This is a genomic window from Streptomyces sp. MBT65 (genome assembly GCF_016612545.1).
Taxonomy (GTDB): Bacteria; Actinomycetota; Actinomycetes; order Streptomycetales; family Streptomycetaceae; genus Streptomyces.
Genome location: NZ_JAENRY010000098.1, coordinates 1 through 25,279, shown reverse-complemented (window position 1 = coordinate 25,279; position 25,279 = coordinate 1). Strand labels below are relative to the sequence as shown.

Genomic DNA, 25,279 nt, shown 5'->3' with positions numbered 1-25,279 from the left:
CCGGCGAACACCATCCCGAACAGGCTGGTGGTGAAGTACCCGGAGAACGCGAACGCGTACAACGACACCCCGCCCAGCTCCCGAGCGGCAACCGGCATCGCCGTCCCAACTGCCGTGGCCTCAAAGGCGATCAGCAGAACGACGGACACGATCCCGACACTGAGCGCCCGATGCGAGCGCCCCAACACGGAGTCGTCGCACTCGTCGGCCAGGTCAGGGGCGGTATCCGTGACACCGGCGTCACGAGGTTCAAGGACGGTCATGCCCGCCAGCGTAAGGTCCACAGCCCGGGTTGACCCCTGTCGGAAGACGGTCCACCACTGAGACCTTGGTCGTACGACCGGAGCCCCCGCCCCACCGTTCATGAACGCGGCATGGCAGTCCCGTTGCACCACCCCCGACGCCCTTGCCCGGACCCACCACCCGCCCCTACGGTCAACTCACCGAACACGGCCGTGTGCCCGAGTGGTTTAGGGACTCGCCTGCAAAGCGAGTTACGCGGGTTCGATTCCCGCCACGGCCTCCACCCGTACGTCTGATCCGCGTGTTCCTGGGGCGGGCGAGGCTTTCGCCCGCCGGGGGCTCTCGTCAGAGGTCCCGCAGAACACGATCAAGTGCCGATCGGCCCAGAGGTCCCCAGTGCGGTTTGCCGCCGGGCAGGCCCCGGTCTCCGTTCTGCCCCATGAGGAGCAGGAAGAGGCTCTTCATGGCGGCCAGTCCGCGGGCGCGTCGGATCGTCGCCTCGTCCGCGTGGGCGTACGTGTCGAAGAAGCGTGAGGCCGTGCCCGCGGGGAGCAGCAGCCATGCGGCGGCGAGGTCCCACGCCGGATCGCCGGCGAACAGGGCGCCGAAGTCCACGATGCCCGAGAGCGTTCCGTCCGAGACGACGACGTTCGCGGGGTGGAGGTCGCCGTGCACCCACACCGACGGGCCCTCCCACTCGGGGGCCGTGACCGCGTCGGCCCAGACGGCCCGGACGTCGGCGGCGATGTCGTCGGGGGCGACGGCCCGGAGGAAGTTCTCGAAGCCTTCCGTGCAGTCCTTGGGATGGGCGCCGCGGTCCGTGGCGATCGGCGCGTCGGCGGGTGCCCCCACATGGAGCGCCCGGAGGAAACCCGCCAGCGTGTCGGCCGCGTGGGCGCCGCGGCTGATCGAGCCGTGGTCCAGCGGCTCGCCGGGAACCCATGTCATCACGGTCCAGTGCTTGGGGAAGCGTTCGGACGGTTCACCGAACCGCACCGGGGTCGGCACCGGGAGCGGCAGGCGCGGAGCCAGCACGGGGAGCCATCGCCGCTCCTTGAGCTGGAGTTCCGGGGTGGGATCCATGCGCTGCATGCGTACGGCCAACTCGTCCCCGAGGCGCCACATCTGGTTGCCCCAGCCGCCCGCCACCTCACGGACGGCCAGCCCCGCAAGGTCCGGGTGTTGCTCGTGCAGCAGTTCGCGGACCAGGTCTTCGGTGATCTCGATCTCGGTGTCGGTCATGCGACGTCACAGTACCGAGACGACAGGCGGCGGACCGGCAGCCCCGGTGTGGCGCGGGGCCTCAACTGGCCTGTATTCCTTGATGAGTTCGGCGTCTCCTTTACAGTGCCGCCATGAGCGACCACTCCGAGGTGCCCATCGCACCCGTCGAGGCCTTTGAACCCCCGTACTACGCGGCTGTCTTCACCACCGTGCGCACCCAGGAGCAGAGCGACTACCGCGAGACCAACGCACGTATGGAAGAGCTCGTGAAGGACATTCCCGGGTTCCTGGGGATGGACCACGCCCAGACTCCGGGTGGGCTGGGCATCACCGTCGGGTACTTCCGCGACGCCGACGCCCTCACGGAGTGGCGGACCAACACCGAGCACCGTGCGGCGCAGAAGCGCGGGCAGGCCGAGTGGTACCAGAGCTACACGCTGCATGTGGCGAAGGTGGAGCGCAGTCACGGGTTCGTTCGGGCGCAGGTCCCGCCGAGTGCGGCAGCGGGCTGACCGGCCGACGGCGAGCTGACCGGCCGGACTCCGCCCGCGGTGATTCCCGACCAGTAAGGGGCCGGAAATCGTACGCACGTACGGCCACCAGACCCTATGATCACTCAGCCGCGGCCCTCCACCGTGGCACTCCGCCGCAGCCGCACACGCCCCCGAGACAGGCCAGCAGACGATGACGAGTACCGCCCGCAAAGCCCCCCGGCTCCTTGTCCGTTCCGCGCAGACGGCGATAGCCGCGGCCGCCGTGACGGACGTGTTCCGCGCGGTGGCGGTACGGGATCACTACCTGCACGACACCGACGCGTCCGAGTCGGGCCTCGTCTCCATGGTCTTCGTCTATGTGACGACCCTCGCGATCGTGCTGTTCCTCGTGTGGCTCGCCCAAGCCCGGCGCAACGCCGAGGAGTTGTCGCCCGAGGCCTCCGTGCCGAGTCGGGGCCGGACGATCGGCATGTGGTTCGTTCCGCTCGCCCACTTCTTCGTCCCTCGCAAGGTCGTCCTCGACATCGGTCGCGCGAGCTCGGCGTCGTGGGACGCGAAGCGGGACACGACCTTGGTGAACGCCTGGTGGGCCGCCTGGATCACGCACTCGCTGGTGCTCGTGATCGCGGGGCGGCTGGCTCCGGGCTCGATGGTCCTCCTCGTGGTGGAAGAGGTCCTCATGCTCGCGGCGGCCGTGCTGGCAGGGCTCGTGATCGAGCGCATCACGGCGTTGCAGGACGCCGCACTCGATGCCGTCGTCCCCGCCGAATCCCTCACCCAGGCATGAGCCGACCGCCCTACAGCCACGTACGCGTCACAGCACCCCGCCCGCCTCGTCCTGGAACGCCTCCGTCCAGTAGTGCGGGTGGCCGCCGCCGGCCGTCCGCGCGGCACGTCCTGTCGGGTCCACCGACGACAGCGTCTGGAGCATCGTCGTCGCCAACTGGTCGTACGCCTCTGCCGTCAGCTCGCCCGACAGGTCCGCGTCGATCGTCTTCTCGCGGTGGAGCAGCCAGAGGGTGAAGGCGAGGGTCGAGACGTCCGTGTTGAGGGGAGCCAGCGTTCCTTCCGGCTCGCTCCAGGTCAGGATCTCGCCCGTCGCGCCGTCCACCACCAGGCTGTTGTCCTCCAGGAGATAGCCGAGGCGGATCAACTGGTCGGCGCGGGGCGGGAGTTCCTCGGTGGGCGCGTCCTCGTAGAACTCGGTGAGGGTGGGGAGCGGGACGTCCGTGTCCAGGTGGAAGAGGAACGCGTCCTCGGGCAGGCCCGTCTCGCGCAGGAAGCGGCGGGTCGGTTCGTGGGTGAGCGTGGCGGGGAAGTCGACCTCTTCGAAGCGCGCGACCGTGCCGTGGCCGAACTCCTGGTCCAGCAGACGGGCCGGGATGTCGAGCGTCAGCCCCGATGTGGTGCCCGGACCCGCGACCAGGGCGAGCGGGCGGATCAGGGCCGCCGCCTTCCAGAACGGGGGCACCTCGCCGTCCGTCTCCGACTCGAACACCGCGAGGAGCCGGCGTGACGCCTCCGCCGCCGTCTTCGGGCCGCGCCGGCCCTCGTAGGACGCGAACTGGCCGCGCAGGTGCGTCAGTTCGTCCGTCGTCTCCGTGAAGCGGGTCAGCGTTTCGATCGACGGGGCCAGCGGGCCGGTCTCCATCAGGTCGGGGCGGTCGTGGAAGAAGTACGTCGTCGCGATCTCGCCCGTCTCGCCGTCCAGCAGGATCGACTCCGCCTCCCCGCCGTCGGGTCCCCAGAGCGCGCCTATGACCAGCTGGTCCCGAAGTTCCTCCGCGAGCGGGCCGGGGTCGCCCAGCGAGTCCGCCACCGTCCGCAGGCCCGCCCTGCGCAGCTCCTCGAACGTCAACAGGGCGCTGTCGCCCGGCAGTCCGGGACCTGTCAGCCAGCGGCGCGTCGACGCGTGCGTGATGTACGGATCGAGGTCGTCCTCGGTCAAAGTGATCGTGATCGCCGTGGAGCCGTAGCCCTGCGCGACGTCGGTCCTGCTCATTGGTCCCCCGTGCATGAATCTTCCCCGTGTGCCACCAGTGTCCCGCTGTCTCCCCACTGCCCAAAACACTACGCGGCACCACTGACAATCGCCCTGACCAGCGAAAACGCATCGGAGGCGGATCGGAAACGCATCTCCGACGTCGCGCAGGGCAGCGGAGGACGCGAATCGTCCGAAACGTCCTCACCCCCTCAGACGCTCAGACCACCCGCGAACGTTCCCGTCCCTCGATGATCGCGTCCACCGTCTCCCCCACCGTCAGCCCGGAGCTGTCCAGCCACAGGCCGATGCGCGGGGTCCCCGTCCGCAGCCCGGCGTCCAACTCCTCGACCGTCCAAGCGCCGTAGCCCTTCTTCGCCCGGCCCGCCTCCCGTGCCGTCACGGCCGCCGGGGTCGGTGCGAGGACGATCACATGCAGGGGGTGGGTGCGGATCAGGTCGATGTACGCCGGCAACTCCGGTCCCAGCACCACGTCCTGGACGACCGCCGTGAAACCTGCCTCCGCGTACGCGTCCGCCGTGGCCGCCGACAGCCGGTACCGCAACCGGAGTTGGGACTCGCCCTCGCCGCCGGCACCGGGGACGTAGTCCTCGCGCCCCGAGACGATCATCCGGCGGAAGGCGTCACCCCGGACGTGCGCCGCCCTCGGCAACCTCTCCGCGAGCGCCTGCGCGACCGTCGACTTGCCGGCGGCCATCACGCCCGTGATGAGGACGACCCCCTCGAACACGCCCATGAACACCCTCGACTGCCTTCCGGGACCCGCCGCCTAGTAGCCGTACTGCCCGTACTGCTGCTCGGCCGTCGCCGTCACCACCGCCGCCTGCGGGCGGATCGGCAGCCGGTTCACCGGGCGGCCCGTCGCGGCGCGCACGGCGGCGGCGATCGCCGCGGGAGACGTGACCACCGGTACCGCGCTGACCGCCTTCGCCCCGAAGGGGGCGACCACGTCACGCTCCTCGACGAGCTTCACGATCTTGATGTCGGGGGTGTCCAGGGCGGTGGGCAGGGCGTAGCCGGTGAGGTCGGGATGGCGGATCAACCCCCGCGCGGTGCGCAGGTTCTCCGTCAGCGCGATACCCACACCCTGGGTGACACCGCCCTCGATACGGGCGACCAGCTGGGTCGGGTTCAGGATGCGGCCGACGTCCTGGGCGAGGGCCAACTCGACGACCCGTACGGAGCCCAGTTCGATGTCCACGTCGACGACCGCGCGGATCGCGCAGAACGCGAGCCCTACGAAGGCGTCGCCCTGACCGGCCTCGTCAAGAGGCTCGGTCGGGTGCGGGCGGCACTGGGCGGTGGCCCACAGTTCCTTGCCGTCCAGGGCCTCGGTGACGGTCGTCGACAGGACGCCGTCGTACGAGGTGATCTTGCCGTCGGTGATCTGGAGCAGCTCGGTCGACATCCCGAACTTGTGCGCCAGGGGCTGGAGGAGCTGGGTGCGGACCATTTTCGCGGCCCGTTCGACCGCGCCGCCCGATACCCAGGTATGACGTCCGCGGCAACCAGGGCCGGCGGGCGGCTGATCGGTGTCCACGGGGGCGACGTGCACCTCGTCGATACCGAGGGTCTCCTGGACGATCTGGCGGGCGAGTGTGGTGAAGCCCTGGCCGGTCTCGACGGCCGCGCACAGGACGGTCGCGATGCCGTCGTGGACCTTCACGGTGGCCGTGGAGACCTCGTCCGCGCCCTCCGCGCCGAGCATGTGGACCATGCCGAGGCCGTAGCCGACGCCCCGGCGCACCGCGCCCGGTTCGCCCGCGCCCTCGGGGCCGCCGGGCAGCAGCCACTCGTCCTCGGGGGTGTCCTTGGGGAGCTGCGGCAACGGGAAGTCCCGTACGGCCTGGAGGAGTTCGGCGACCGGCGCCGGGCAGGTCACCGTCTGGCCGGTCGGGAGGACGTCCCCGGTGGCCATGGCGTTGCGCAGGCGCAGTTCGGCCGGGTCCATCGCGAGCTTCTTGGCGAGCTTGTCCATCTGCGCCTCGTAGGCGGCGCAGACCTGCATGGCGCCCTCGCCCCGGACGTGTCCCGAGGGCGGGTTGTTGGTGCGCACGGCCCAGCCCTCGATGAAGGCGTTCGGGACGACGTACGGGCCGCAGGCGAAGGAGACGGCGGCGGCCAGGGCCTCCGAGGAGGTGTCGGCGTAGGCGCCCGCGTCGAGCAGCACCTGGGCCTCGACCTTGACCAGGCGGCCGTCCTCGTCGGCGTGGTGGCGGTAGCGCAGCAGCGTGGGGTGGCGGTGGGTGTGGCCGAGGAAGGACTCCTCGCGCGTGGCGGTGAGCTTGACCGGGCAGCCGGTCTTCAACGCGAGCAGTCCGAGCGGGAGTTGGAAGCCCTGGTCCTCGCGGTCGGCGGTGGCCCCGGGGACGCCGGTGACGACGACCTTCACGCGGTCGGACTCCAGGCCGAAGCAGGCGGCGGCCGTGTCGCGATCGGCGTGCGGGTCCGTGGAGGCGATGTACAGCTCGACGCCGCCGTCGGGGCGGGGCACGGCGAGACCGGCCTCGGCGCCGATGGGGGCGGGGTCCTGGCGGCCGATGCGGTACAGGCCCTCGACGACGACGTCGGCGGCCGCGTCCGGGTCGCCGTGGCGCAGCGGGATGTGCCGGATCAGGTTGCCGTCGGGGTGCAGCGGCTCGGCCTCGAAGGCCTGCTCGGGGTCGGTCACCGGGTCGAGCACTTCGTACTCGACCATGATGGCCGCGGCGGCCATCCGCGCGGTGTCGGGATGGTCTGCGGCGACGGCCGCGATGGGCTCCCCGTGGTGACGTACGACCTCGGAGGCGAAGACCGGGCGGTCGGCCGTGCCCCGGCCGTAGCGGTCCCTGCCGGGCACGTCCTCGTGGGTGATGACGGCCCGTACACCCGGCATGTCGCGCGCGTGGGACGTGTCGACGGACACGATGCGCGCGTGCGGGTGCGGCGAGCGCAGGACGGCCGCCCACAGGAGGCCCTCGGCCCACAGGTCGGCCGCGTACGGGAAGGTGCCCTCGGTCTTGGCGCGGGCGTCGGCGGCCGGCAGCGAGGCGCCCAGGCCGTGGCCCGGATGCTCCGGGGCGGGGGCGGCCTCCGTGGTCGCGGTGGCGGCTTCGTTGCTCACGCCTGACCTCCGTCCTGGCCGTACGCCTGGTCCTGCGTGCGCGGGGACTCGAACGCCGACTGGTGGACACCACCGGCTCCGGGGCCCGCCTGATGGGGAATACGCGCCTCGTCGCCGTCCGACTCAGGTTCGGCGGCAGCGGCGTGCGCCTCACGCTCGGCGACGACTTCCTGTACGGCGTCCAGGACACCCCGGTAGCCGGAGCAGCGGCACAGGTTGCCGCACAGGGCCTGGCGCGCCTCCAGTTCGGTGGGCGCGGGGTTGCCCTCCAGGAGGTCGTGCACGGTCATCGCCATGCCGGGCACGCAGAAACCGCACTGCACGGCACCGCACTTGGCGAGCGCCCGCTGCACGTCCGAGGGCTGCCCCTCGACGGCGAGGCCCTCGACCGTACGGACCTCGGAGCCGGCGGCGGTGACGGCGGGCACCAGGCAGGAGGCGACGAGCCGTCCGTCGACCTGGACGTTGCAGGCTCCGCACTCGCCCTGCGAGCAGCCGTCCTTGGCGCCCGCGAGGCCGAGGCGTTCGCGCAGCACGTAGAGCAGTGACTCGCCGATCCAGGCGTCGGTGACGGGCCGGTCGGCGCCGTTGACGCGCAACACGTAGGAGGCGAGCGGGTGTTCCTCGCCGGGGATCTTCGGGGCGGGCTCGGCGGACTCGTCCCGCGGGTCCGCGGCCGAAGCCGTCACGGGCGCCTCAGCGGCCTCCGGAGCGTCTTCGGCGCCCTCGCCCGCGTCGGCCGCCGCGGACGGCTCAGCGGGCCCCTCAGCGCCCTCCGCGGCCCCTTCGCCGTCGGTCGCCCCGCCGCTCGCGCGAGCCGACTGCGCGTCGGCGGCGGCGAGTTCGGCGGAGGTGTCGTCGTGGCGGTCGGCGCGCGCGTCGCCGTAGGGGTCGCCGGCGGCGTCGGTCCGGGCGTGCGCGTACGGGTCCCCGGGTTCGCCGTACGGCTGCCGGGGCGCCTCGGTGGACGGGCGGGCCGACACCTCGCCGGACGGGTCGGCCGGGTGGGCCACGCCGCGCCCGTCGGTGTGCTCGCCGGGCCGCTCCACCACGTCCGCGCCGGACGCCTGCTGTGCCCAGTTCTGGCCCGCGCCGTCCGTCGCCCAGGGGGCGGGCGCGCCGCCGGGCAGGGTGGCCGGCGGGGTGCCGCCCCACTGCTCGACCAGGGCCGAGGTGGTGAACTCGCCCGATTCGTCCGGGAGATCACCGCCGGCCACGGGGATCGACCACTCGCCGGTCACATCGCGACCGGGGGCGGCGCCCGCGTCCGGGGCGTTGGTGTCCTGGAAGGTCCACTGGCCGGTGGACCCGGGCTGGTAGGCGAACCGGCCGTCCCCGGACGTCCCCTGCTGCTGCGCGGTGTTCGGGTCGGGCCACTGGACGCCCTCGGCGGGCCTGGCCCAGGAGCCGGTGTCCGAGGGGTCGGTGTCCGAGCCGGGGGTGGCCGTTATGGGCGGCGGCACATAGCCGTGCCCCGGGGCGGCCAGGAGGGCGTCGATGCCCCCTTCGGGGAGTTTCACGAAGGCCGTCGCGCCGTCGTCGTAGTCGCCCTGGGGCAGCGGGTCCCAGCGTCCGCCGCCCTGGGGGGTGCCCTCTCCGTGCTGGTCGTCGGTCACGACAGCGCCCTCCCGAGTGCTCGTCGGGCCAGTGCGGCGACGGTGCGCCGCAGGTGCAGTACCGCGGGCGGAAGCTGTTCCACGGAGCCGTCCTCGGCCGGTGCCGGGTCGGGGATGCAGGCCGCGGCGACGTACTCCCCGAAGGCGCTCAGGGCCTCGGGGACGATCGTGCGGCTGTTGTCCCAGTCGATCAGCCGGGCCACCCACTGCTCGGCGTCCAGCGGTCTGAGCGGCATCGGCGCTATGGCTCCGACGGCGCACCTGACCCCGCGCCGGGCGGGGTCGAGGACGACCGCGACGGACGCGACCGAGCGCCCGGGGCCGGTCCGGCCGGTGGCCTTCAGGAAGACCTGCGGGGCGTGCAGCAGGGGCACGCGCACGAAGCCGATGAGTTCGCCGCCGCGCAGCATCTCCACGCCGGCCAGGAGGTGCGACACCGGGATCTCCCGGCGGGCTCCGCCCTGGCCCGCGATGATCAGCGTCGCCTCCAGGGCGGCCAGTACGGGCAGCGCGTCACCGGTGGGCGCGGCCGAGGCGATGTTGCCGCCCAGGGTGCCCGCGTTGCGGATCTGCGGCGGTCCCGCGGCACGCGCGGAGGCGGCGAGCGCCGGGATGAGGGCGGCGAAGTCTGGGCGGCCCATGCGGGCGTGCGTGAGCCCCGCGCCGAGCAGTGCGTGCCCGTCCTGGTACTGCCAGCCGCGGATCTCGCTGATCCGGCCGAGACCGACCAGCGCGCTGGGCCTGAGCTGCCCCGAGTTGACGGCCGCCATGAGGTCGGTGCCACCGGCCACGGGAACGGCCGTGGGCAGGGCCGTGAGCGCCGCCACGGCCTCGTCCAGCGTCGTGGGCAGCGTGACGGACTGCCCCGCCTGCGCTGCGTGCGTGGTCAAACCGGCTGCCCCTTCCCGCTGCCCCACCTGGTCCCACCTGTTGCTGCCGTACGGTACGTGCTGACAGGGCGGACGTGGCAACTCTGGCACATCTTCGCAAGACCCGAGCGCGGGGGTCCGCTAGGAGGCATTCGCCCGTCTCATCAGGGAGATGGTCCGTTTTCGTACGGCATCACCGGCATGCGTGGATTGCCACTCATCGGTGACCCTTGGGGCCTTTTTCCGCTCTGGGCGCTACGCGTTCGGGGGCGGGCCGTCCTTGGGTCGTCCGAGGACTCCGGGGCGGCGCTGCCACGGCAGTGGTCCGGCGGGCGGACGGTAGGCGACCCCCAGGGCGTCGAGTCTCGGATAGTGGGCGGTCATCCTGCGCTCGAAGTCGGCGAAGTCCCGTTCCGCGGGCGCCGGAAGGGCGCTCCAGGCGACCTCGGCGAACGCCGCGAGCCGGGGGAACGTCTGGTAGTCCACGCGTGCGTGGTCCTCCATCACCTCGGTCCACACGTTGGCCTGCGTGCCCAGCACATGACGGGCCTCGGCCTCGCCGAGCTCCTCCGGGACCGGCTCGAAGCGGTAGACGTCCTCCAGGGTGCGCACATGGGCGATCGGCACCGGCTCGTCCTCTCCGGGGGCCTGTCGCCAGTCCAAGTACACATGTTGCTCAGGGCACATGACGACGTCGTGGCCCGCGCGGGCGGCGGTGATCCCGCCCTCGTAACCGCGCCAGGACGACACGACGGCCCCCTCCGCGAGACCGCCCTCCAGGATCTCGTCCCAGCCGACGAGCCTTCTCCCGCGCGCGGAGAGCCACTTGTCGAAGTGCTGGATGAACCACGACTGCAACTCGTCCTCGTCCGCGAGCCCGAGTTCCGCGATCCGCGCCTGCGCGGTCGGCGACTGCTTCCACTGGTCCTTGGGGCATTCGTCGCCACCGACGTGAATGAACTCCGAGGGGAACAGCTCCAGGAGTTCCTCGAACACCCCCTCGTAGAAGCGCAGGGTGTTGTCAGTGGGGGCCAGTACGTTCGGGTTGATGCCCCAGGTGTCCCAGACGGAGAGGGAGTTGGTGTCAGTGACGTCGGTGTTGCCGAGTTCCGGATACGCGGCGATCGCGGCCTGCGAGTGTCCCGGTACGTCGATTTCGGGGACCACGGTGATATGCCGCTCGGCGGCGTAGGCGACGATCTCGCGGATGTCGTCCTGCGTGTAGTAGCCGCCGTGGGGCTTGTCGTCCCACAGAGGGGAGGCACGGTGGCCGAATTTCGTGCGCGCCCGCCAGGAGCCGATCTCGGTCAGCCTGGGGTACCGCTTGATCTGTACGCGCCAGCCCTGATCGTCCGTCAAGTGGAAGTGGAAGACGTTGAGTTTGTGCGCCGCCATCAGATCCAGGTAGCGCAGGACGCCTTCCTTGGGCATGAAGTGCCGGGCGACGTCGAGCATGAGGCCGCGCCAGCGGAAGCGGGGCGCGTCGCGGATGCTGACCGCGGGCAGTTCCCAACGGCGCTTCGAGGTGACCGGGGCGCGGCGGAAAGCCTCGGGGCCGAGGAGTTGACGGAGGGTCTGGGCGGCGTAGAACAGCCCGGGTTCATCGGCCCCCCAGAGGTGGACCAGGTACCCGTCGACGATCAGGGTGTACGCCTCCGGGTCGTCGGACTCGCCCGGGCCGACGCGCAGCATGATGCGGTTTCCGCTGTCCTTGTGAGGTGACAGGGGCAGTCCGGTCGCCGCGCCGACGGTGGTCCGCAGCCACTGCGCCACCCGCTCGGTGCCGGGGCCCGCGTCGATCTCGGTCCCGGCATCGAGGACATAGCCCACTCCCCCGCCGGGCAGCGCGTACGCGACACCGCTCGGCGCCGGAATCAGTTCCGTCTCTGAAGTCACGTCAGTCCTTAACCGCTCCGCCCAGCCCCGAGACCAGACGTCGCTGTACGAGTACGAAGAACACCAGCACCGGAATCGTCATCACCGTGGAGGCCGCCATGACCCCGCCCCAGTCCGGATCATCGGGCTTGTAGAAGACGAGGAGGGCCATCGGCAGGGTCGACTGGGAAGTGTCGCTGATGATGAACGACTTGGCGAAGAGGAAGTCGTTCCAGGCCGAGATGAAGGAAAACACGCTCGTGGCGACCAGCCCCGGGAAGACGAGCGGGAAAAGGATCTGCCACAGGAATCGCGTCCGGCTCGCCCCGTCGATGTACGCGGCCTCCTCCAGCGCGTCCGGTACGGCTTTCACGAACCCCCGCAGCATCCAGATCGCGAACGGCAGCGAGAACGCGATCTGAGGCAGGATCAGCGACCCCAGGGTGTTCAGCAGCCCGAGCCCCCGCATGGTGAAGAACAGCGGGATCGTCAGCGCTTCCACGGGCACCATCTGGGCCACCAGGAACATGATCAGGAGGGTGGTCCGGAAGCGGAACCGGAATCGCGTCACCGCCGTCGCGGCGAGAAAGGCGATCAGCGCCGAGACGATGACCACCGAGCCCGCCACGACAAGGCTGTTGACGAAGTAACGGCCGAATTCCTGCTGCCCGAAGACGCGTCGGAACGAGTCCAGAGAGGGCGCGAGCGTCCACGGCCGAGGCTCGCTCGACTCGATCTCCCCGGCCGGTTTGAAGGCGCTGAGCACCATCCAATAGAGGGGGAAGGCGACCACGACCGCGATCAGCAGCGCCGAGGCCTCGGCCGCGAGCCGCCAGGGCCGCCGTACAGAACCGCGGAGCGTCCTCACAACTCCTCCCCCTGCCTGCGGAGCAGGCGCAGATAGATCAATGTGACGGCGAGCAGCATCAGCAGCATGACGACGCCGATCGCCGAGCCGAGGCTGTACTTCGAGGACGCGAACGCCTGTTGGTAGGCGTACACGTTGAGGACGAGGTTCTGGCCCGCGATGCCGCCGCCGTTGGTCATGACGTAGATCTGGGTGAAGACCTTGAAGTCCCAGATGACGGACTGGATGGTGACGACGGTCAGGATCGGCCGGAGCATCGGCGTGAGGATCGACCGCCAGATGCGCCACTGCGAGGCACCGTCCAGGGCGGCGGCCTCCAGGACCTCGGAGGGCACCGCGCGGATGCCGGCGTAGACCGTCACCATCACGAACGGGAAGGAGCACCACACCACTTCGAGCAGGACGAGGAAGAACGCGCTGAGGCGGCCGTACGTCCAGGAGTGGTCACCGAGGCCCAGGACGCGGTTCACCGGGCCGAAGTCCGGGTCGAACAGCAGCAGCCAGACCGTCGAGCCCGTCACCGCCGGTGTCGCCCACGCCCCCAACGCGGCCAGCATCAGCACGAGTCGGGGCACGGCACGCACGCGCGTGAGCAGTACGGCGAGGGCGCAGCCGACCGCGAGCGTCGAGACCACACAGGCCCCCGCGAACAGCACGGTCGACAGCAGCACCTGCCAGAACTGGCTGTCGGAGAACAACTCCGCGTAGTTTCCGAACCCCTTGAAGGTCGTCGGCTCGCCGCCACTGACCTGGGCTTGCGTGTACTGGAAGAACGAGATCAGGCCGAGCTGGTAGATCGGGTAGACCAGCAACCCGCCGAGGACGGCAAGCGCCGGGGCGAGATAGAGCCAGGGGGTCCAGGTCGTTCGCGTACGCATCCGCTCAACCCGCGGAGCTGAACGCGTCGTTCATCTTCTTCGCCGCGTCCTTCGAGGCCGCCGCCACGCTCTTCTTCCCGCTGATGACCTCCTGGAGCATCGTCGGCAGCACGAGCGAGGAGTCGATCTCGGACCAACCCGGCGACGCGGGAACGAACTTGGTGCCGGCGGCCAGGGTCTGCACGAACGGCTTCTCGAACGGCACCTTCGCGGCGGCCGCGTCACGGACGTCGGTGTACGTGGGCAGGAACCCCATCGCGTCGAACATCGAGGCCTGTGTCGCCTTCGAGGTGAGCTGCTCCATGAGGTCGACCGCGAGCGTGCGGTGCGAAGTGCTCTTCAGGACACCGATGTTGTTGCCCCCGGCGAACGCGGGAGCGACCGACCCGGACGCGACACCCGGCAGCGGTACGACCGCGTACTTGCCCTTGACCTTGCCCGCCTCGACCGCGCTGTGGCTGAAGTCGCCGCCGATCGCCATGCCCGCCTTGCCGGCCGCGAACGCGGTGATCGTGTCGTTGCCGCCCATCACCGCGCACTTGGCGGCGGGACAGTTGTCGCTCGTGAAGAGCGAGGTGTAGGCCTTGATGCCCTTCTGGGCGGCGGCACTGTCGATCGCCGAGGTGTAGGTGCCGTTCGTGCCGGTGGCGAGTTCGCCGCCGTTGGCCCACACGAAGGGCATCGCGCCGTAGGTGTAGGCGCCGCCGACGACAAGGCCGTAGAGGTCGGACTTCGCCTTGTGGATCTTCCGGGCCGTGGCCGCCAACTCGGCCATGGTCTTGGGGGGTTGGAGGCCCAGGTCCTTGAAGACGTCGGTGCGGTAGTACAGGGCGCGGACGCCGACGTAGAACGGGGAGCCGTACTGCTTGCCGTCGACCGTGACGGACTGCTTCGCGGTCGGGTCGGTGTCCTTGGACTCGCTCCAGGCGCCGAACTCCTTGGTGACGTCGAGGAGTCCGCCGTCGTGGACGTAACCGGCCGTGTCGGTGTTGCCGTACTCCATGACGTCGGGCGCGGACTTCGGGTCGTTGAAGGCGGCCTTGACGCGCTGGGCGCGGGTGTCGATCGGGATGTACTCGACGTCGACCTTGGTGCCCTTGTGGGCCTTCTCGAAATCGGCCACTACGGAGTCGACGACCTTGGCCTTCGGGTCGTTGCCGACCTCCTGGAAGAGCCACACCCGCAGGGTGCCGCTCGTCTCGTCCTTGTCGGAGGCGGAGTTGTCGGAGGTCTGGGGCGCGCAGCCGGCGACGACAGCGGCGGCTGCCAGGAGTACGGCGAATCGGGGGGCGAGCTTCATGGAGCGTTCCTCCGGGAATCCGGGCGTGATCCGGGCGTGCGTTGCAACATATGCAATGGGCGTTTCGCTCTGCACAACACCACGGAGATTAAGGAGTGGATGAACGCGGCCACAAGAGGTCTCAACCACTTCGTGACACGCGAAAGGCCGTCGAAAAGTCGTCGAAACATGCAAAAGGCCCTCGGGGCGCACCGAAGCGCGCCCCGAGGGCCTCAGAATCCGAGAGCCTCAGAAAGTCGGACCGGCCGAAGCCGGACCAGCCGGAGTCAGACCGGCACAGCGGCTACTTGTCGCCGCCCTTGCCCTTGTCGCCGTCACCGCCCGAGCCCATGGACTCGTAGATCTCCTTGCACATGGGACACACCGGGTACTTCTTCGGGTCGCGGCCCGGCACCCAGACCTTCCCGCACAACGCCACCACGGGAGTGCCGTCCAGGGCGCTCGCCATGATCTTGTCCTTCTGGACGTAATGGGCGAAGCGCTCATGGTCCCCGTCGCCGTGCGACACCTGGGGCGTCGGCTCTACGAGGGTCCCCGTACCAGTCCCGCGCTCGGGCTCAAGAGTGCTCATAGGGCCAAGGGTACTGAAGCTCACGGGCATCAGTTCCGCCAAGGGTCGTTCCGTTCGGGGAAGGGGCGTTCTAGTTCAGGGAGGGGTCGTCCGGATACGTCGCCACCATCGCCAGCTCGCTGCGCTGGCGGCGCAGCACCTCGCGCCAGAGTCTCTCCGGGGCCGGCGAGGACACGTCCCCGGGCTCCGACTCGACGACGTACCAAGCGCCGTCCACCAGTTCGTCCTCCAGTTGCCCGGGTCCCCAGCCGGCGTACCCGGCGAAGATCCGCAGCGAGCCGAGCGCGGAGGCCAGCAGCTCCGGCGGGGCCTCCAGGTCGACGAGTCCGATCGCGCCGTGCACCCGCCGCCAGCCGAGCGGGGCGCGCTCGGTCGACGACGCGCCGCCCGGGATGACGGCGACGCCGAGGGCCGAGTCCAACTGGACCGGGCCGCCCTGGAAGACGACTCCCGGTTCACCGGCGAGATCCCCCCAGCCCTCCAGGATGTCGCCGACGTCCACAGGGGTCGGGCGGTTGAGGACGACACCGAGGGAGCCCTCCTCGTCGTGGTCGAGAAGGAGCACCACCGCGCGGTCGAAGTTCGGGTCCGCCAGGGCGGGTGTTGCCACGAGCAACCGCCCTGTGAGCGAGGACACCTCGGTCATGCCTGACATGATCCCGCATCTTCCGCGTGATGGGGGAGGCAATGCGGGTACCTGAGTGAACGCAGCTCAGGGCGCACCGAAGCGTCCTACGCGCACACCCCCTGCCCGGTGACCCCATGTGCCCGATTGAGAACGGTTCGTGTTGTGACACAGCTATGACGTGGCTGAGTGGTCCTCGGGCTTTCTGAAGGGGGGTGGGCGGCCATTACGCTTACGTCTTCGGCCCCTGCCCAACTCCACGGAACGCGAGATTCATGACCGTCAACGGCTCAGACGACGTACTGCTTGTCCACGGCGGAACCCCGCTGGAGGGCGAGATCCGTGTCCGCGGTGCGAAGAACCTCGTACCCAAGGCCATGGTCGCCGCCCTGCTGGGCAGTGAGCCAAGTCGACTGCGCAACGTACCGGACATCCGTGACGTTCGTGTCGTACGCGGACTCCTGCAACTGCACGGGGTGACGGTCCGTCCGGGTGAGGAGCCGGGCGAGCTGGTGCTCGATCCGTCGCACGTCGAGAGCGCCAACGTCGCCGACATCGATGCCCACGCGGGCTCGTCGCGCATCCCGATCCTGTTCTGCGGTCCGCTGCTGCACCGGCTGGGGCACGCGTTCATCCCGGGTCTCGGCGGCTGTGACATCGGCGGCCGGCCGATCGACTTCCACTTCGAGGTGCTGCGGCAGTTCGGCGCGAAGATCGAGAAGCGGGCGGACGGCCAGTACCTGGAGGCTCCGCAGCGGCTGCGCGGCACGAAGATCAAGCTGCCGTACCCGTCCGTGGGCGCCACCGAACAGGTGCTGCTGACCGCGGTGTTGGCGGAGGGCGTCACCGAACTCGCCAACGCGGCCGTGGAACCGGAGATCGAGGACCTCATCTGCGTGCTGCAGAAGATGGGCGCGATCATCGCCATGGACACCGACCGGACGATCCGCATCACCGGTGTGGACTCGCTCGGCGGCTACACCCACGCGGCCCTCCCGGACCGCCTCGAGGCCGCGTCCTGGGCGTCGGCGGCGCTGGCGACCGAGGGCAACATCTACGTCCGGGGCGCGCAGCAGCGCTCGATGATGACGTTCCTCAACACCTACCGGAAGGTGGGCGGTGCCTTCGCGATCGACGACGAGGGCATCCGCTTCTGGCACCCCGGCGGCCAGTTGAAGTCCATCGCGCTGGAGACGGACGTGCACCCCGGCTTCCAGACGGACTGGCAGCAGCCGCTGGTCGTCGCCCTGACGCAGGCGACCGGCCTCTCCATCGTCCACGAGACGGTCTACGAGTCCCGCCTCGGCTTCACCTCCGCGCTGAACCAGATGGGCGCGCACATCCAGCTCTACCGCGAGTGCCTCGGCGGCTCGCACTGCCGCTTCGGCCAGCGCAACTTCCTGCACTCGGCGGTCGTCTCGGGCCCGACCCGCCTCCAGGGCGCCGACCTGGTCATCCCCGACCTCCGCGGCGGCTTCTCGTACCTCATCGCGGCGCTGGCGGCCCAGGGCACGTCCCGCGTCCACGGCATCGACCTCATCAACCGCGGCTACGAGAACTTCATGGAGAAGCTCGTCGAGCTGGGCGCGAAGGTGGAGCTGCCGGGCAAGGCGCTCGGCTGACCCTCGCCCGGGCCACTCCGCGCCGGGGCACCCCCTGTCCGCTGGGGGTCCGGGGGTCATCCCCCGGGTAGGCACAGCATGGAGAAGCTCGTCGAGCTGGGCGCGAAGGTGGAACTCCCGGGCAAGGCGCTCGGATAGGCAGTTCGCGTACGACGATGGGGCGGCCACCCTGACCGGGTGGCCGCCCCATTCGCGTTGCTGTGCCTCGTACGCGGTCCCGTCGCGTACGCGAAGGCCTACTTGCCCTTGGCGGCTTCCTTGAGCTTCGAGCCCGCGGACACCTTGACGCTGTAACCGGCGGGGATGTTGATCGGGTCGCCGGTCTGCGGGTTGCGCGCGGTGCGAGCGGCACGGTGGGTGCGCTCGAAGGTCAGGAAGCCGGGGATGGTGACCTTCTCGTCGCCCTTGGAGACGATCTCGCCGACGGTCTCGGCGAACGCGGCCAGAACGGCGTCGGCGTCCTTGCGGGTCACCTCGGCACGGTCGGCCAGCGCGGCCACCAGCTCACTGCGGTTCATGTTGTTACTCCCGTGTTCTTCTTGCCGTTTGAGGCGTGCCACGCGGCGGAGCCGCATATCGGGCACGGTGCTGCCGATGCTGCCAGGGTCCTCGGTGAGTCCCCGGACCCGGGTCCGTCGTCCAGACCCTCGCGCCCGAAGACGCATCCTGCCCCTACCTGCGGCGGGAAAGCCAATCCGGCACCCGTAGGAGTCGCGAGAACACCCGTGGGAGTCACACGAAGAGCGCCACTGCATCAGCGTGGTGACGCTCCGTCGGCTCCCGGCAGCGAGGGCCGGGCCTGGAAAGGCCCGAAGCCTGGCCGCCACGATAAACGGCCGCCCGAGGCCCCGGGTTCCGCGACGCGCCGATGTGCGGGCGGCCGTGGCGATCCTCACAACCGCCCCACACCCACCGATCGAGGCCCTACGACGCGGCGGGCGCCGCCGCTCCCGCGGCCTTCGCGGCGTCGCGCACCGCGCCGGCCACCGCACCGGCGACCTTGTCGTTGAAGACGCTCGGGATGATGTAGTTCGCGTTCAGCTCGTCCTCGGTCACCACGTTCGCGAGTGCGCTCGCCGCGGCGAGCATCATCTCCGTGTTGACAGTGCGGGACTGCGCGTCCAGCAGACCGCGGAAGACACCCGGGAAGACCAGCACGTTGTTGATCTGGTTCGGGAAGTCCGAGCGGCCCGTGGCCACAACTGCCGCCGTCTGACGGGCGATCGTCGGGTCGACCTCGGGGTCCGGGTTCGCGAGCGCGAACACGATCGCGCCCTCGGCCATCGCGGCCACGTCGGCGCCGTCGAGGACGTTCGGGGCGGAGACACCGACGAAGACGTCGGCGCCGCGCACGGCCTCCTTCAGGGTGCCCGTGAGGCCGTCGGGGTTGGTGTTGTCGGCGATCCAGCGCAGCGGCGAGTCGGGCTTGGCGTCCACCAGGTCCTCGCGGCCGGCGTGCACGACACCGTGGATGTCGGCGACGACCGCGTTCTTCACGCCGGCGGCGAGCAGCAGCTTGAGGATGGCCGTACCGGCCGCGCCCGCGCCGGACATGACGACCCGGATGTCTCCGATGCCCTTGCCGGCGACCCGCAGCGCGTTCGTCAACGCGGCGAGGACGACGATCGCGGTGCCGTGCTGGTCGTCGTGGAAGACGGGGATGTCGAGGGCCTCGCGCAGCCGGGCCTCGATCTCGAAGCAGCGCGGCGCGGAGATGTCCTCCAGGTTGATGCCGGCGAAGCCCGGGGCGATGGCCTTGACGATCGCGACGATCTCGTCGGTGTCCTGGGTGTCGAGGCAGAGCGGCCAGGCGTCGATGCCGGCGAACCGCTTGAACAGGGCCGCCTTGCCCTCCATGACCGGCAGCGCGGCCTTGGGGCCGATGTTGCCGAGGCCGAGGACGGCCGAGCCGTCGGTGACGACCGCGACGGAGTTGCGCTTGATGGTGAGGCGGCGCGCGTCCTCGGGGTTCTCCGCGATCGCCATGCACACGCGGGCCACGCCCGGGGTGTAGATCATGGAGAGGTCGTCACGGTTGCGGATCGGGTGCTTGGACTGCATCTCGATCTTGCCGCCGAGGTGCATGAGGAACGTACGGTCCGAGACCTTGCCCAGCGTGACGCCCTCGATGCCGCGCAGCTGCTGGACGATCTCGTCGGCGTGGGCCGTCGAGGACGCCGCGATGGTGACGTCGATGCGGAGCTTCTCGTGGCCGGAGGCGGTCACGTCGAGGCCGGTCACCGAGCCTCCGTGGGACTCCACGGCCGTGGTGATCTGGGACACCGCCGTTCCGCTGGCGGGCACCTCCAGACGGACCGTGATCGAGTAGGAGACGCTGGGCGCCGTAGCCATGGCCGACTTCCTCTGCTTTCACCGTTGAGCTGAGTACGCGCTCCGATGGTCGCACCTACTGCCGGGTAGGCGTTAGCCGCCCCTGATTGCGAACGTTTTGTTCGCGAGAAAAAGAGGCCCCCGTCACTTTTTCCGTGACGGAGGCCTCTCTGACAAGCAATGACACCGACCCGCCATGCTCGCCTCGCGGCAAGTGGTCGCTCGAAGCGACGAAGGTTGGGCCCGGGGGCTTGGATCGGGCCGGTGTCACATCCAGGCTAACAAACAGATCCCGTAAGACCATTCCCATCCCGAGAGTTCATACAAAGCACCCTCGCTCATACCCTGCGATCAGTCCCTGAGGAGGTCCGGCACCCCGTTCGCGTCCGGCTCGTCCCGCTCGGCGGAGACGACCGTGAGCTGCTGGGTCGCGCGGGTGAGGGCGACGTACAGGACCCGCAGTCCGGCGGGCGACTCGTCGGCGATCTCCGCGGGCGACACGACGACGGTCGCGTCGTACTCGAGCCCCTTGGCCTCCAGGCTGCCGAGCGCCACCACGCGATCCCCGAGGCCGGTGAGCCAACGGCGGGCCTCCTCGCGGCGGTTCATGGCGACGACCACGCCGACGGTGCCGTCGACCTGGTCGAGCAGCCGGGCGGCCTCCGCGCGGACGGACTCCGACAACGAGTTCCGTACGACGGCGAAGTGAGGTTTCACTCCGGTCGAGCGGACCGCGGACGGGGACTCGGAGCCGGGCATCGCCAGGGCCAGGACCTTCGCCGCCAGCTCCGCGATCTCGGCCGGGTTGCGGTAGTTGACCGTGAGGGTGAAGCGGCGGCGGGGGCGGGAGCCGAGGGCCTCGTCGCGGGCCTCGGCCGCCTCGTCGGGGTCGGACCAGGAGGACTGGGCCGGGTCGCCCACGACCGTCCAGGTGGCGTGCCGTCCGCGGCGGCCGACCATGCGCCACTGCATCGGGGTGAGGTCCTGGGCCTCGTCCACGATGACGTGGGCGTACTCGACGCGCTCCTGGGCGAGCCGCTCGGCCCGTTCGCGCTGCGACTCCTCGCGTACGGGCATCAGCTCCTCCAGGCCGGTGAGCTGGTCCAGCGGGTCCAGGTCGCGCCGCTTGCGGGGGCGGGCCGGGGTGCCGAGGATCGCCTGGAGTTCGTCGAGGATGGCCACGTCGTGGACCGAGAGGCCGTCCCGCTTCAGGGCGCGGGCGACCCGGCGGACTTCGCTGGGATTGAGGATGCGCCGGGCCCAGCGGCCGAGCCTGCGCTCGTCGGACATGGACTCCAGGACGGCGCGCGGGGTGAGTTCGGGCCACCAGGCGTCGAGGAACGCGATGAAGTCGTCCTCGCTCGCGATGTCCTCGTCGAAGGACGAGCGCAGTTCGGCGGCCAGTTCGGGGTCGGTGTGCCGGCCGGCCGAACCGGAGCGCTCCCACAGGGCGTCCAGCAGCAGCTTGCGGGCGCGCGGCCGCAGCATGTTGACGGGTGCCGTACCGCTGAGGGCGCTCTGCCGGACCCGCTCCAGCTCGGCGGCCTCCAGCTCCAGCCGCCGACCGAAGGCGACGACCCGCAGCCGGGACGGCGCTTCGCTCGCTTCCAGGGCACCGCGCGCGGCCTTCCGCAGCACGCGGAGCATGCGGTACGAGCCCTTGGCGCGGGCCACGGCCGGGGAGTCGTACAGGGTGGCCTCGGCGCCGTCGACCAGCGAGCCGATGGCCCGGATGGCGACCTGGCCCTCCTCGCCGAGGGACGGCAGGACGCCCTCCGTGTACGCGACGAGCAGCGGGGTCGGCGAGACGATGAGGATGCCGCCCGCGTAGCGGCGCCGGTCCTGGTAGAGCAGGTAGGCGGCGCGGTGCAGCGCGACGGCCGTCTTCCCGGTGCCCGGGCCGCCCTCGACGTACGTCACCGAGGCGGCGGGGGCGCGGATCACCAGGTCCTGCTCGGCCTGGATGGACGCCACGATGTCGCGCATGGTGTGGCTGCGGGCCTGGCCGAGCGCGGCCATCAGGGCGCCGTCGCCGATGACGGCCAGCTGCTCGCCCTCGAGGAAGGCGGTCAGCTCGGGACGCATGAGGTCGTCCTCGACCCCGAGGACCCGCCGCCCCTTGGACCGGATGACGCGCCGGCGCACGACCCGCCCCGGATCGACCGGCGTCGACCGGTAGAAGGGCGCCGCGGCGGGCGCCCGCCAGTCGATGACCAGCGGCGCGTACTCGGAGTCCAGGACCCCGATCCGCCCGATGTGCAGGGTCTCGGCGATGTCGGCGGTGCCGTCGTCGTCCCGCACGGCGCCTTCGGCCGGTTCCACGGCGGTGTAGGCGCCGTCGGGACCCTTCTTGCCGTCCTTCCCGAGCAGCAGGTCGATCCGCCCGAAGAGGAAGTCCTCGAACTCGTTGTTGAGCCGGTTGAGATGGATACCGGCGCGGAACACCTGTGCGTCCCGTTCGGCGAGCGCGCCGGGTGTGCCGACCTGGCCGCGCTTGGCCGCGTCGTTCATGAGGAACTCTGCCTCGTGGATCTTCTCCTCGAGCCGCCGGTACACCCGGTCCAGGTGTGCCTGTTCGACGCTGATCTCCCGGTCCCGTAGCGAATCCTGGGCGGATTTGTCGGACACCGTGTCGAGCGCGGTCTCCTGTTGAGCCTGTGCGGCCACCGGGCCCCCTTCTGACGTGCTGGGCAGCCGTCAACCGTACGCGAAAAAAGGCCTCCGTAGCGAGGGGCCTGCCCGGTGGATCTTGACAAAGACGCGGGGCCCGGCACGCGCACCTTCCGCGTTCCGGGCCCCACACACCACAACCGGCCGGTTGTTACGTGCTTTACGCGTCCACCGCCACGAGCTTCTTGCCGTCGAAGGTCATGACCTCGAAGTGGTCGATCTCGTTCGGCGTGAAGGCCGCGCCGCCCTGGGCGTAGAGCGGGCTCTTGGCCTCCGCCTTGGTGGCGTTGGCGATGCCGTAACCCCAGGCCGGGACCGACCAGGAGCTCATCGTCTCGCGTTCGCCGTTCTTGCCGACGGCGATCAGGGAGCACTTCAGCGGGCCCTTGACGTTGCTGAGCTCGACGACCCCGAGGGTGCCCCAGTCCTTCTTGGACATCGCCACGGTCGCCGTGACCTTCGTGGTCTTGTCCGTGGCCGAGACCTTGTCGGACAAAGTGTCGAAGGTGGTCTTGGCGGTGGACACGGCAAGGTTGTTGTTGCCGCCCGAGTCGTTGCCGCCGTTGGCCGCGATGACGGCCAGCGGTCCCGCGATGATCAGGGCCGCCGCGGCCGCGATCATGTAGAAACTGCGCCGACGCTTCTGCGCACGACGGTCACCGACATCATCGACAAGCCGCTCCACCAGTCGTGGACTGGGTTTCGCGGACAGGGACTCGCCGATCGCGGGGGTGCCGGAGCCCGGCAGATCCGCGAGCGCCGCCAGCATCGGTTCCATCCCGGCCAGCTCGTCGAGCTGCTGGGCGCACCATTCACAGGTCGCGAGATGGGCCTCGAAAGCGGTTGCTTCGGCGTCATCGAGAATCCCGAGGGCGTAAGCGCCGACGGTCTCGTGTTCGTTCGAGCCCTGAGATCCCTGCATGGAACCAGGACTACCCGTTCCGTATCCCCCGTAAATGCTCATGCCGTCACCCCCCGCTCCTCCAGAGCAAGCTTCATCGATCGAAGGGCGTAGAACACCCTTGAGCGCACCGTGCCACTGGGGATGCCAAGCGTCTCGGCCGCCTCATTGACGGTACGCCCCTTGAAGTACGTCTCGACGAGCACCTCCCGGTGGGCCGGGGTCAGGTCGTCCAGCGCGTCCGACAGTGTCATCAGCCACAACGCCTTGTCGATCTCGTCCTCCGCGGGGATGACCTCCAGCGGCGACGGGTCCACCTCCTGCGGCCGGGCCTGCCGGCTGCGGTGACCGTCGATGACGATGCGCCGTGCCACCGTCACAAGCCAGGGTCGTACCGATCCGGTCGCCCGATTGAGCTGGCCGGCGTTCTTCCAGGCCCGGATGAGCGTCTCCTGCACCACGTCCTCGGCACGTTGCCGGTCGCCGGCGACGAGCCGCAGCACATAGGCGAGCAAGGGTCCGGCGTGCTCTCGGTACAGGGCACGCATCAGCTCCTCATCAGGTTCCGAGGACTGGGACATGCGATGTCGGGCCCTCGGTGCGTGTTCATTGGCCACGACGGAATCCTTGCGCACGCCCACCTCCGGTGTCCGGGGGTTCCCCCAGTCGGTCGCTCAGGGAGAGGTACGCGGCCGGGTGGGCGAGTGTTCAACGTGAGGCGACAGTTTTCTTGGAAGTGACGTGACGAGCGGGACATGAGTGCACATTCCCACCGTACGATCTTTACATTTCCACCACACGAGCAAGATCGCGCGAGCTGCCCGCGGCCCGTCGAACTGAAACGCACTGTTGTCGAAATCACTTCGACAATTGACGTGCCGTCATGTCACAGAAGCCGCATATGGGATTCTCAGGCTCGGGCGAGGGCCGCGCGCCGTCGGTGCCGGGCCACTCTTTCGCGGTTCCCGCACACCTCGCTGGAGCACCAGCGCCTCCGCCGCCCCCGGGACGTGTCGAGGTAGACGATCGGGCAGTTGTCCCCCGCGCACTCCCTGAGCGAGGCCCGGGCGACCGGATCGGTGAGCAGCTCCACCGCGTCCCTGGCGATCACCGCGAGCAGCGCGGCACACTCCGGCGGACCGTCCAACTGCCGCACCAGCGCGCCCTCTTCGTCGCGTACGGCACGGGGGGCCGGGGGCGCGGCGCGGGCGAGGTCGTTGACGTGGGCGAGGGCGAGTTCGTACGGCCGGCTGTCGGCGTCCGCCTTGCTGCGGACCAACTGGCTCACCTGCCCCCGAAGTTCACGAAACCCGACAAGCCAGGCGGAGTCGACGTGCGCGAGCGGGGTGCCCGCCGGGACGAGTCCCGAGCGGACGATCCACGCACACAACGGCTCCGGTGCGTCGAGCCGTTCCTCGGGGTGCGTGGTCGCGAGGAGATCCAGACAGATTCGCCCGGCGTCGAAGCGCAGCTCGTACGGGACCATGGTCGAACCCAGTGCCATGTGCCTGTCACCGCCTAGGGATTACCCCGGTAGGGGAACCGTTCCCCCTACAGTGCCTGCCCGCTCGCGCGGCCGGAACCCCTCGTACCGAGCGCGCGTGGACGGCCGCGTATGCGCGTGCGCGTCTCGGCGATGTCGGCGCGGGTGCGGGGTCCGTTGACTGAAGGGCATGACAGAGAACAAGAACGAGAACGGGGCCGAGACCGGGACCGGCACAGCGGGTTGGGTACTGGGTGCGGCCACGGTCGCGATGGGGTTGATCGCCGGGGTCTTCTACGTCTTCGCCTGCGCGGTGATGCCGGCGCTGGCGCGCAGCGACGACCGGGTGTTCGTCGAGGTGATGCGCAACATCAACGACGTGATCCAGAACCCGGTGTTCTTCCTGAGCTTCATGGGCGCGCTGCTGCTGACGGCGACATCGGCGTGGCAGGCACGCGGGAGGCCGTACCGGGGGTGGGTGTGGGCGGCCTTGGCCGCGTACACGCTGGCGTTCCTCGTGACGGTCGCCTTCAACATTCCCCTGAACGACCGGCTTGCGGACACGGCGGATGTGGGGGTGGCGCGGGCGCGGTTCGAGGGGGCG

The 25,279-nt window shown here is 70.1% G+C and carries 22 protein-coding genes, 1 tRNA gene and 1 pseudogene; 5 read left to right on the top strand and 19 right to left on the bottom strand.

The genetic code is table 11. The annotated features are described in order from the left end of the window. Positions 1-263: pseudogene (locus tag JHN63_RS22920) on the bottom strand (MFS transporter); the annotation flags it as partial. A 188-nt stretch (positions 264-451) separates the two neighbouring features. Between JHN63_RS22920 and JHN63_RS22915 the strand changes: the two are divergent. Further along, a tRNA-Cys gene (locus JHN63_RS22915) sits at positions 452-526 on the top strand. 62 nt (positions 527-588) lie between these two features. Here JHN63_RS22915 and JHN63_RS22910 read toward each other — a convergent pair. After that, on the bottom strand, positions 589-1,485 hold the full coding sequence (locus JHN63_RS22910; protein WP_200683241.1) for an aminoglycoside phosphotransferase family protein: 897 nt from the start codon (positions 1,483-1,485) through the stop codon (positions 589-591). A gap of 113 nt (positions 1,486-1,598) precedes the next feature. Here JHN63_RS22910 and JHN63_RS22905 point away from each other — a divergent pair, with 113 nt between their 5' ends. Continuing rightward, a complete protein-coding gene (locus tag JHN63_RS22905; protein WP_200683239.1) occupies positions 1,599-1,979 on the top strand; it encodes an antibiotic biosynthesis monooxygenase in 381 nt (126 codons plus the stop codon). Between the two features lie 172 nt (positions 1,980-2,151). Then, positions 2,152-2,748 (top strand): DUF4328 domain-containing protein, encoded by a 597-nt coding sequence (locus JHN63_RS22900; RefSeq protein ID WP_200683231.1) that lies wholly within the window; start codon positions 2,152-2,154, stop codon positions 2,746-2,748. Between the two features lie 27 nt (positions 2,749-2,775). On the opposite strand, the gene JHN63_RS22895 is transcribed toward JHN63_RS22900, so the two are convergent. The 11 genes from JHN63_RS22895 to JHN63_RS22845 form a co-directional block, all read right to left on the bottom strand. Beyond that, a complete protein-coding gene (locus tag JHN63_RS22895) occupies positions 2,776-3,963 on the bottom strand; it encodes an SUKH-4 family immunity protein (protein WP_200683229.1) in 1,188 nt (395 codons plus the stop codon). A gap of 199 nt (positions 3,964-4,162) precedes the next feature. Next, positions 4,163-4,699, bottom strand: coding sequence for an AAA family ATPase (locus JHN63_RS22890; protein ID WP_200683227.1), 537 nt, complete (start codon positions 4,697-4,699; stop codon positions 4,163-4,165). Between the two features lie 33 nt (positions 4,700-4,732). Then, positions 4,733-7,066, bottom strand: coding sequence for a molybdopterin cofactor-binding domain-containing protein (locus JHN63_RS22885; RefSeq protein ID WP_200683225.1), 2,334 nt, complete (start codon positions 7,064-7,066; stop codon positions 4,733-4,735). Continuing rightward, complete coding sequence (locus JHN63_RS22880; RefSeq protein WP_200683218.1) at positions 7,063-8,682, bottom strand: 2Fe-2S iron-sulfur cluster-binding protein; 1,620 nt, start codon at positions 8,680-8,682, stop codon at positions 7,063-7,065. The genes JHN63_RS22885 and JHN63_RS22880 overlap by 4 nt, the downstream gene beginning before the upstream one ends. After that, the gene (locus JHN63_RS22875; protein ID WP_200683216.1) at positions 8,679-9,572 is read right to left on the bottom strand and encodes a xanthine dehydrogenase family protein subunit M; all 894 of its coding nucleotides are present in this window, start codon (positions 9,570-9,572) and stop codon (positions 8,679-8,681) included. Before JHN63_RS22875 ends, JHN63_RS22880 begins: the two co-directional genes overlap by 4 nt. 234 nt (positions 9,573-9,806) lie before the next feature. Continuing rightward, positions 9,807-11,447, bottom strand: coding sequence for a beta-N-acetylhexosaminidase (locus JHN63_RS22870; protein WP_200683214.1), 1,641 nt, complete (start codon positions 11,445-11,447; stop codon positions 9,807-9,809). A gap of 1 nt (position 11,448) precedes the next feature. Further along, a complete protein-coding gene (locus tag JHN63_RS22865; RefSeq protein ID WP_200683207.1) occupies positions 11,449-12,294 on the bottom strand; it encodes a carbohydrate ABC transporter permease in 846 nt (281 codons plus the stop codon). Next, positions 12,291-13,172, bottom strand: coding sequence for a carbohydrate ABC transporter permease (locus JHN63_RS22860; RefSeq protein ID WP_234477558.1), 882 nt, complete (start codon positions 13,170-13,172; stop codon positions 12,291-12,293). Before JHN63_RS22860 ends, JHN63_RS22865 begins: the two co-directional genes overlap by 4 nt. Before the next feature lie 4 nt (positions 13,173-13,176). Next, the gene (locus tag JHN63_RS22855; protein WP_200683205.1) at positions 13,177-14,472 is read right to left on the bottom strand and encodes an extracellular solute-binding protein; all 1,296 of its coding nucleotides are present in this window, start codon (positions 14,470-14,472) and stop codon (positions 13,177-13,179) included. Positions 14,473-14,755: 283 nt separating this feature from the next. Continuing rightward, positions 14,756-15,043, bottom strand: a complete 288-nt coding sequence (locus tag JHN63_RS22850; RefSeq protein WP_026178118.1) for a DUF3039 domain-containing protein — start codon at positions 15,041-15,043, stop codon at positions 14,756-14,758. Positions 15,044-15,113: 70 nt separating this feature from the next. Beyond that, entirely contained in the window at positions 15,114-15,689 is a 576-nt protein-coding gene (locus JHN63_RS22845) for a YqgE/AlgH family protein (protein WP_200683203.1), read from the bottom strand. 254 nt (positions 15,690-15,943) lie between these two features. On the opposite strand from JHN63_RS22845, the gene murA reads away from it, so the two are divergent. After that, positions 15,944-17,290: a UDP-N-acetylglucosamine 1-carboxyvinyltransferase gene (murA, locus tag JHN63_RS22840; RefSeq protein WP_019065962.1), complete on the top strand. Its 1,347-nt coding sequence runs from the start codon at positions 15,944-15,946 to the stop codon at positions 17,288-17,290. A 236-nt stretch (positions 17,291-17,526) separates the two neighbouring features. On the opposite strand, the gene JHN63_RS22835 is transcribed toward murA, so the two are convergent. The 6 genes from JHN63_RS22835 to JHN63_RS22810 form a co-directional block, all read right to left on the bottom strand. Then, the gene (locus JHN63_RS22835) at positions 17,527-17,808 is read right to left on the bottom strand and encodes an HU family DNA-binding protein (protein WP_019056394.1); all 282 of its coding nucleotides are present in this window, start codon (positions 17,806-17,808) and stop codon (positions 17,527-17,529) included. Between the two features lie 406 nt (positions 17,809-18,214). Beyond that, complete coding sequence (locus JHN63_RS22830) at positions 18,215-19,642, bottom strand: NAD-dependent malic enzyme (protein WP_200683201.1); 1,428 nt, start codon at positions 19,640-19,642, stop codon at positions 18,215-18,217. A 330-nt stretch (positions 19,643-19,972) separates the two neighbouring features. Further along, on the bottom strand, positions 19,973-22,288 hold the full coding sequence (locus tag JHN63_RS22825) for a UvrD-helicase domain-containing protein (RefSeq protein ID WP_200683199.1): 2,316 nt from the start codon (positions 22,286-22,288) through the stop codon (positions 19,973-19,975). A 163-nt stretch (positions 22,289-22,451) separates the two neighbouring features. Next, entirely contained in the window at positions 22,452-23,213 is a 762-nt protein-coding gene (locus JHN63_RS22820) for an anti-sigma factor (RefSeq protein ID WP_200683197.1), read from the bottom strand. Positions 23,214-23,251: 38 nt separating this feature from the next. Further along, the gene (locus JHN63_RS22815) at positions 23,252-23,773 is read right to left on the bottom strand and encodes a sigma-70 family RNA polymerase sigma factor (RefSeq protein ID WP_019056398.1); all 522 of its coding nucleotides are present in this window, start codon (positions 23,771-23,773) and stop codon (positions 23,252-23,254) included. A 329-nt stretch (positions 23,774-24,102) separates the two neighbouring features. Next, positions 24,103-24,696, bottom strand: coding sequence for an ABATE domain-containing protein (locus tag JHN63_RS22810; RefSeq protein ID WP_200683195.1), 594 nt, complete (start codon positions 24,694-24,696; stop codon positions 24,103-24,105). 169 nt (positions 24,697-24,865) lie between these two features. Between JHN63_RS22810 and JHN63_RS22805 the strand changes: the two genes are divergently transcribed. Then, on the top strand, positions 24,866-25,279 hold a 414-nt coding region (locus tag JHN63_RS22805; protein WP_200683187.1), incomplete at its 3' end, for a DUF1772 domain-containing protein.

Excerpts from the sequence above, each read along its gene's own strand:
- JHN63_RS22815 (WP_019056398.1), bottom strand. The coding sequence starts at position 23,773 with ATGTCCCAGTCCTCGGAACCTGATGAGGAGCTGATGCGTGCCCTGTAC.
- JHN63_RS22830 (WP_200683201.1), bottom strand. The coding sequence starts at position 19,642 with ATGGCTACGGCGCCCAGCGTCTCCTACTCGATCACGGTCCGTCTGGAG.
- JHN63_RS22820 (WP_200683197.1), bottom strand. The coding sequence starts at position 23,213 with ATGCAGGGATCTCAGGGCTCGAACGAACACGAGACCGTCGGCGCTTAC.
- JHN63_RS22910 (WP_200683241.1), bottom strand. The coding sequence starts at position 1,485 with ATGACCGACACCGAGATCGAGATCACCGAAGACCTGGTCCGCGAACTG.
- JHN63_RS22900 (WP_200683231.1), top strand. The coding sequence starts at position 2,152 with ATGACGAGTACCGCCCGCAAAGCCCCCCGGCTCCTTGTCCGTTCCGCG.
- JHN63_RS22895 (WP_200683229.1), bottom strand. The coding sequence starts at position 3,963 with ATGAGCAGGACCGACGTCGCGCAGGGCTACGGCTCCACGGCGATCACG.
- JHN63_RS22845 (WP_200683203.1), bottom strand. The coding sequence starts at position 15,689 with ATGACCGAGGTGTCCTCGCTCACAGGGCGGTTGCTCGTGGCAACACCC.
- JHN63_RS22850 (WP_026178118.1), bottom strand. The coding sequence starts at position 15,043 with ATGAGCACTCTTGAGCCCGAGCGCGGGACTGGTACGGGGACCCTCGTA.
- JHN63_RS22860 (WP_234477558.1), bottom strand. The coding sequence starts at position 13,172 with ATGCGTACGCGAACGACCTGGACCCCCTGGCTCTATCTCGCCCCGGCG.
- JHN63_RS22835 (WP_019056394.1), bottom strand. The coding sequence starts at position 17,808 with ATGAACCGCAGTGAGCTGGTGGCCGCGCTGGCCGACCGTGCCGAGGTG.
- JHN63_RS22905 (WP_200683239.1), top strand. The coding sequence starts at position 1,599 with ATGAGCGACCACTCCGAGGTGCCCATCGCACCCGTCGAGGCCTTTGAA.
- JHN63_RS22890 (WP_200683227.1), bottom strand. The coding sequence starts at position 4,699 with ATGGGCGTGTTCGAGGGGGTCGTCCTCATCACGGGCGTGATGGCCGCC.
- JHN63_RS22810 (WP_200683195.1), bottom strand. The coding sequence starts at position 24,696 with ATGGCACTGGGTTCGACCATGGTCCCGTACGAGCTGCGCTTCGACGCC.
- JHN63_RS22855 (WP_200683205.1), bottom strand. The coding sequence starts at position 14,472 with ATGAAGCTCGCCCCCCGATTCGCCGTACTCCTGGCAGCCGCCGCTGTC.
- murA (WP_019065962.1), top strand. The coding sequence starts at position 15,944 with ATGACCGTCAACGGCTCAGACGACGTACTGCTTGTCCACGGCGGAACC.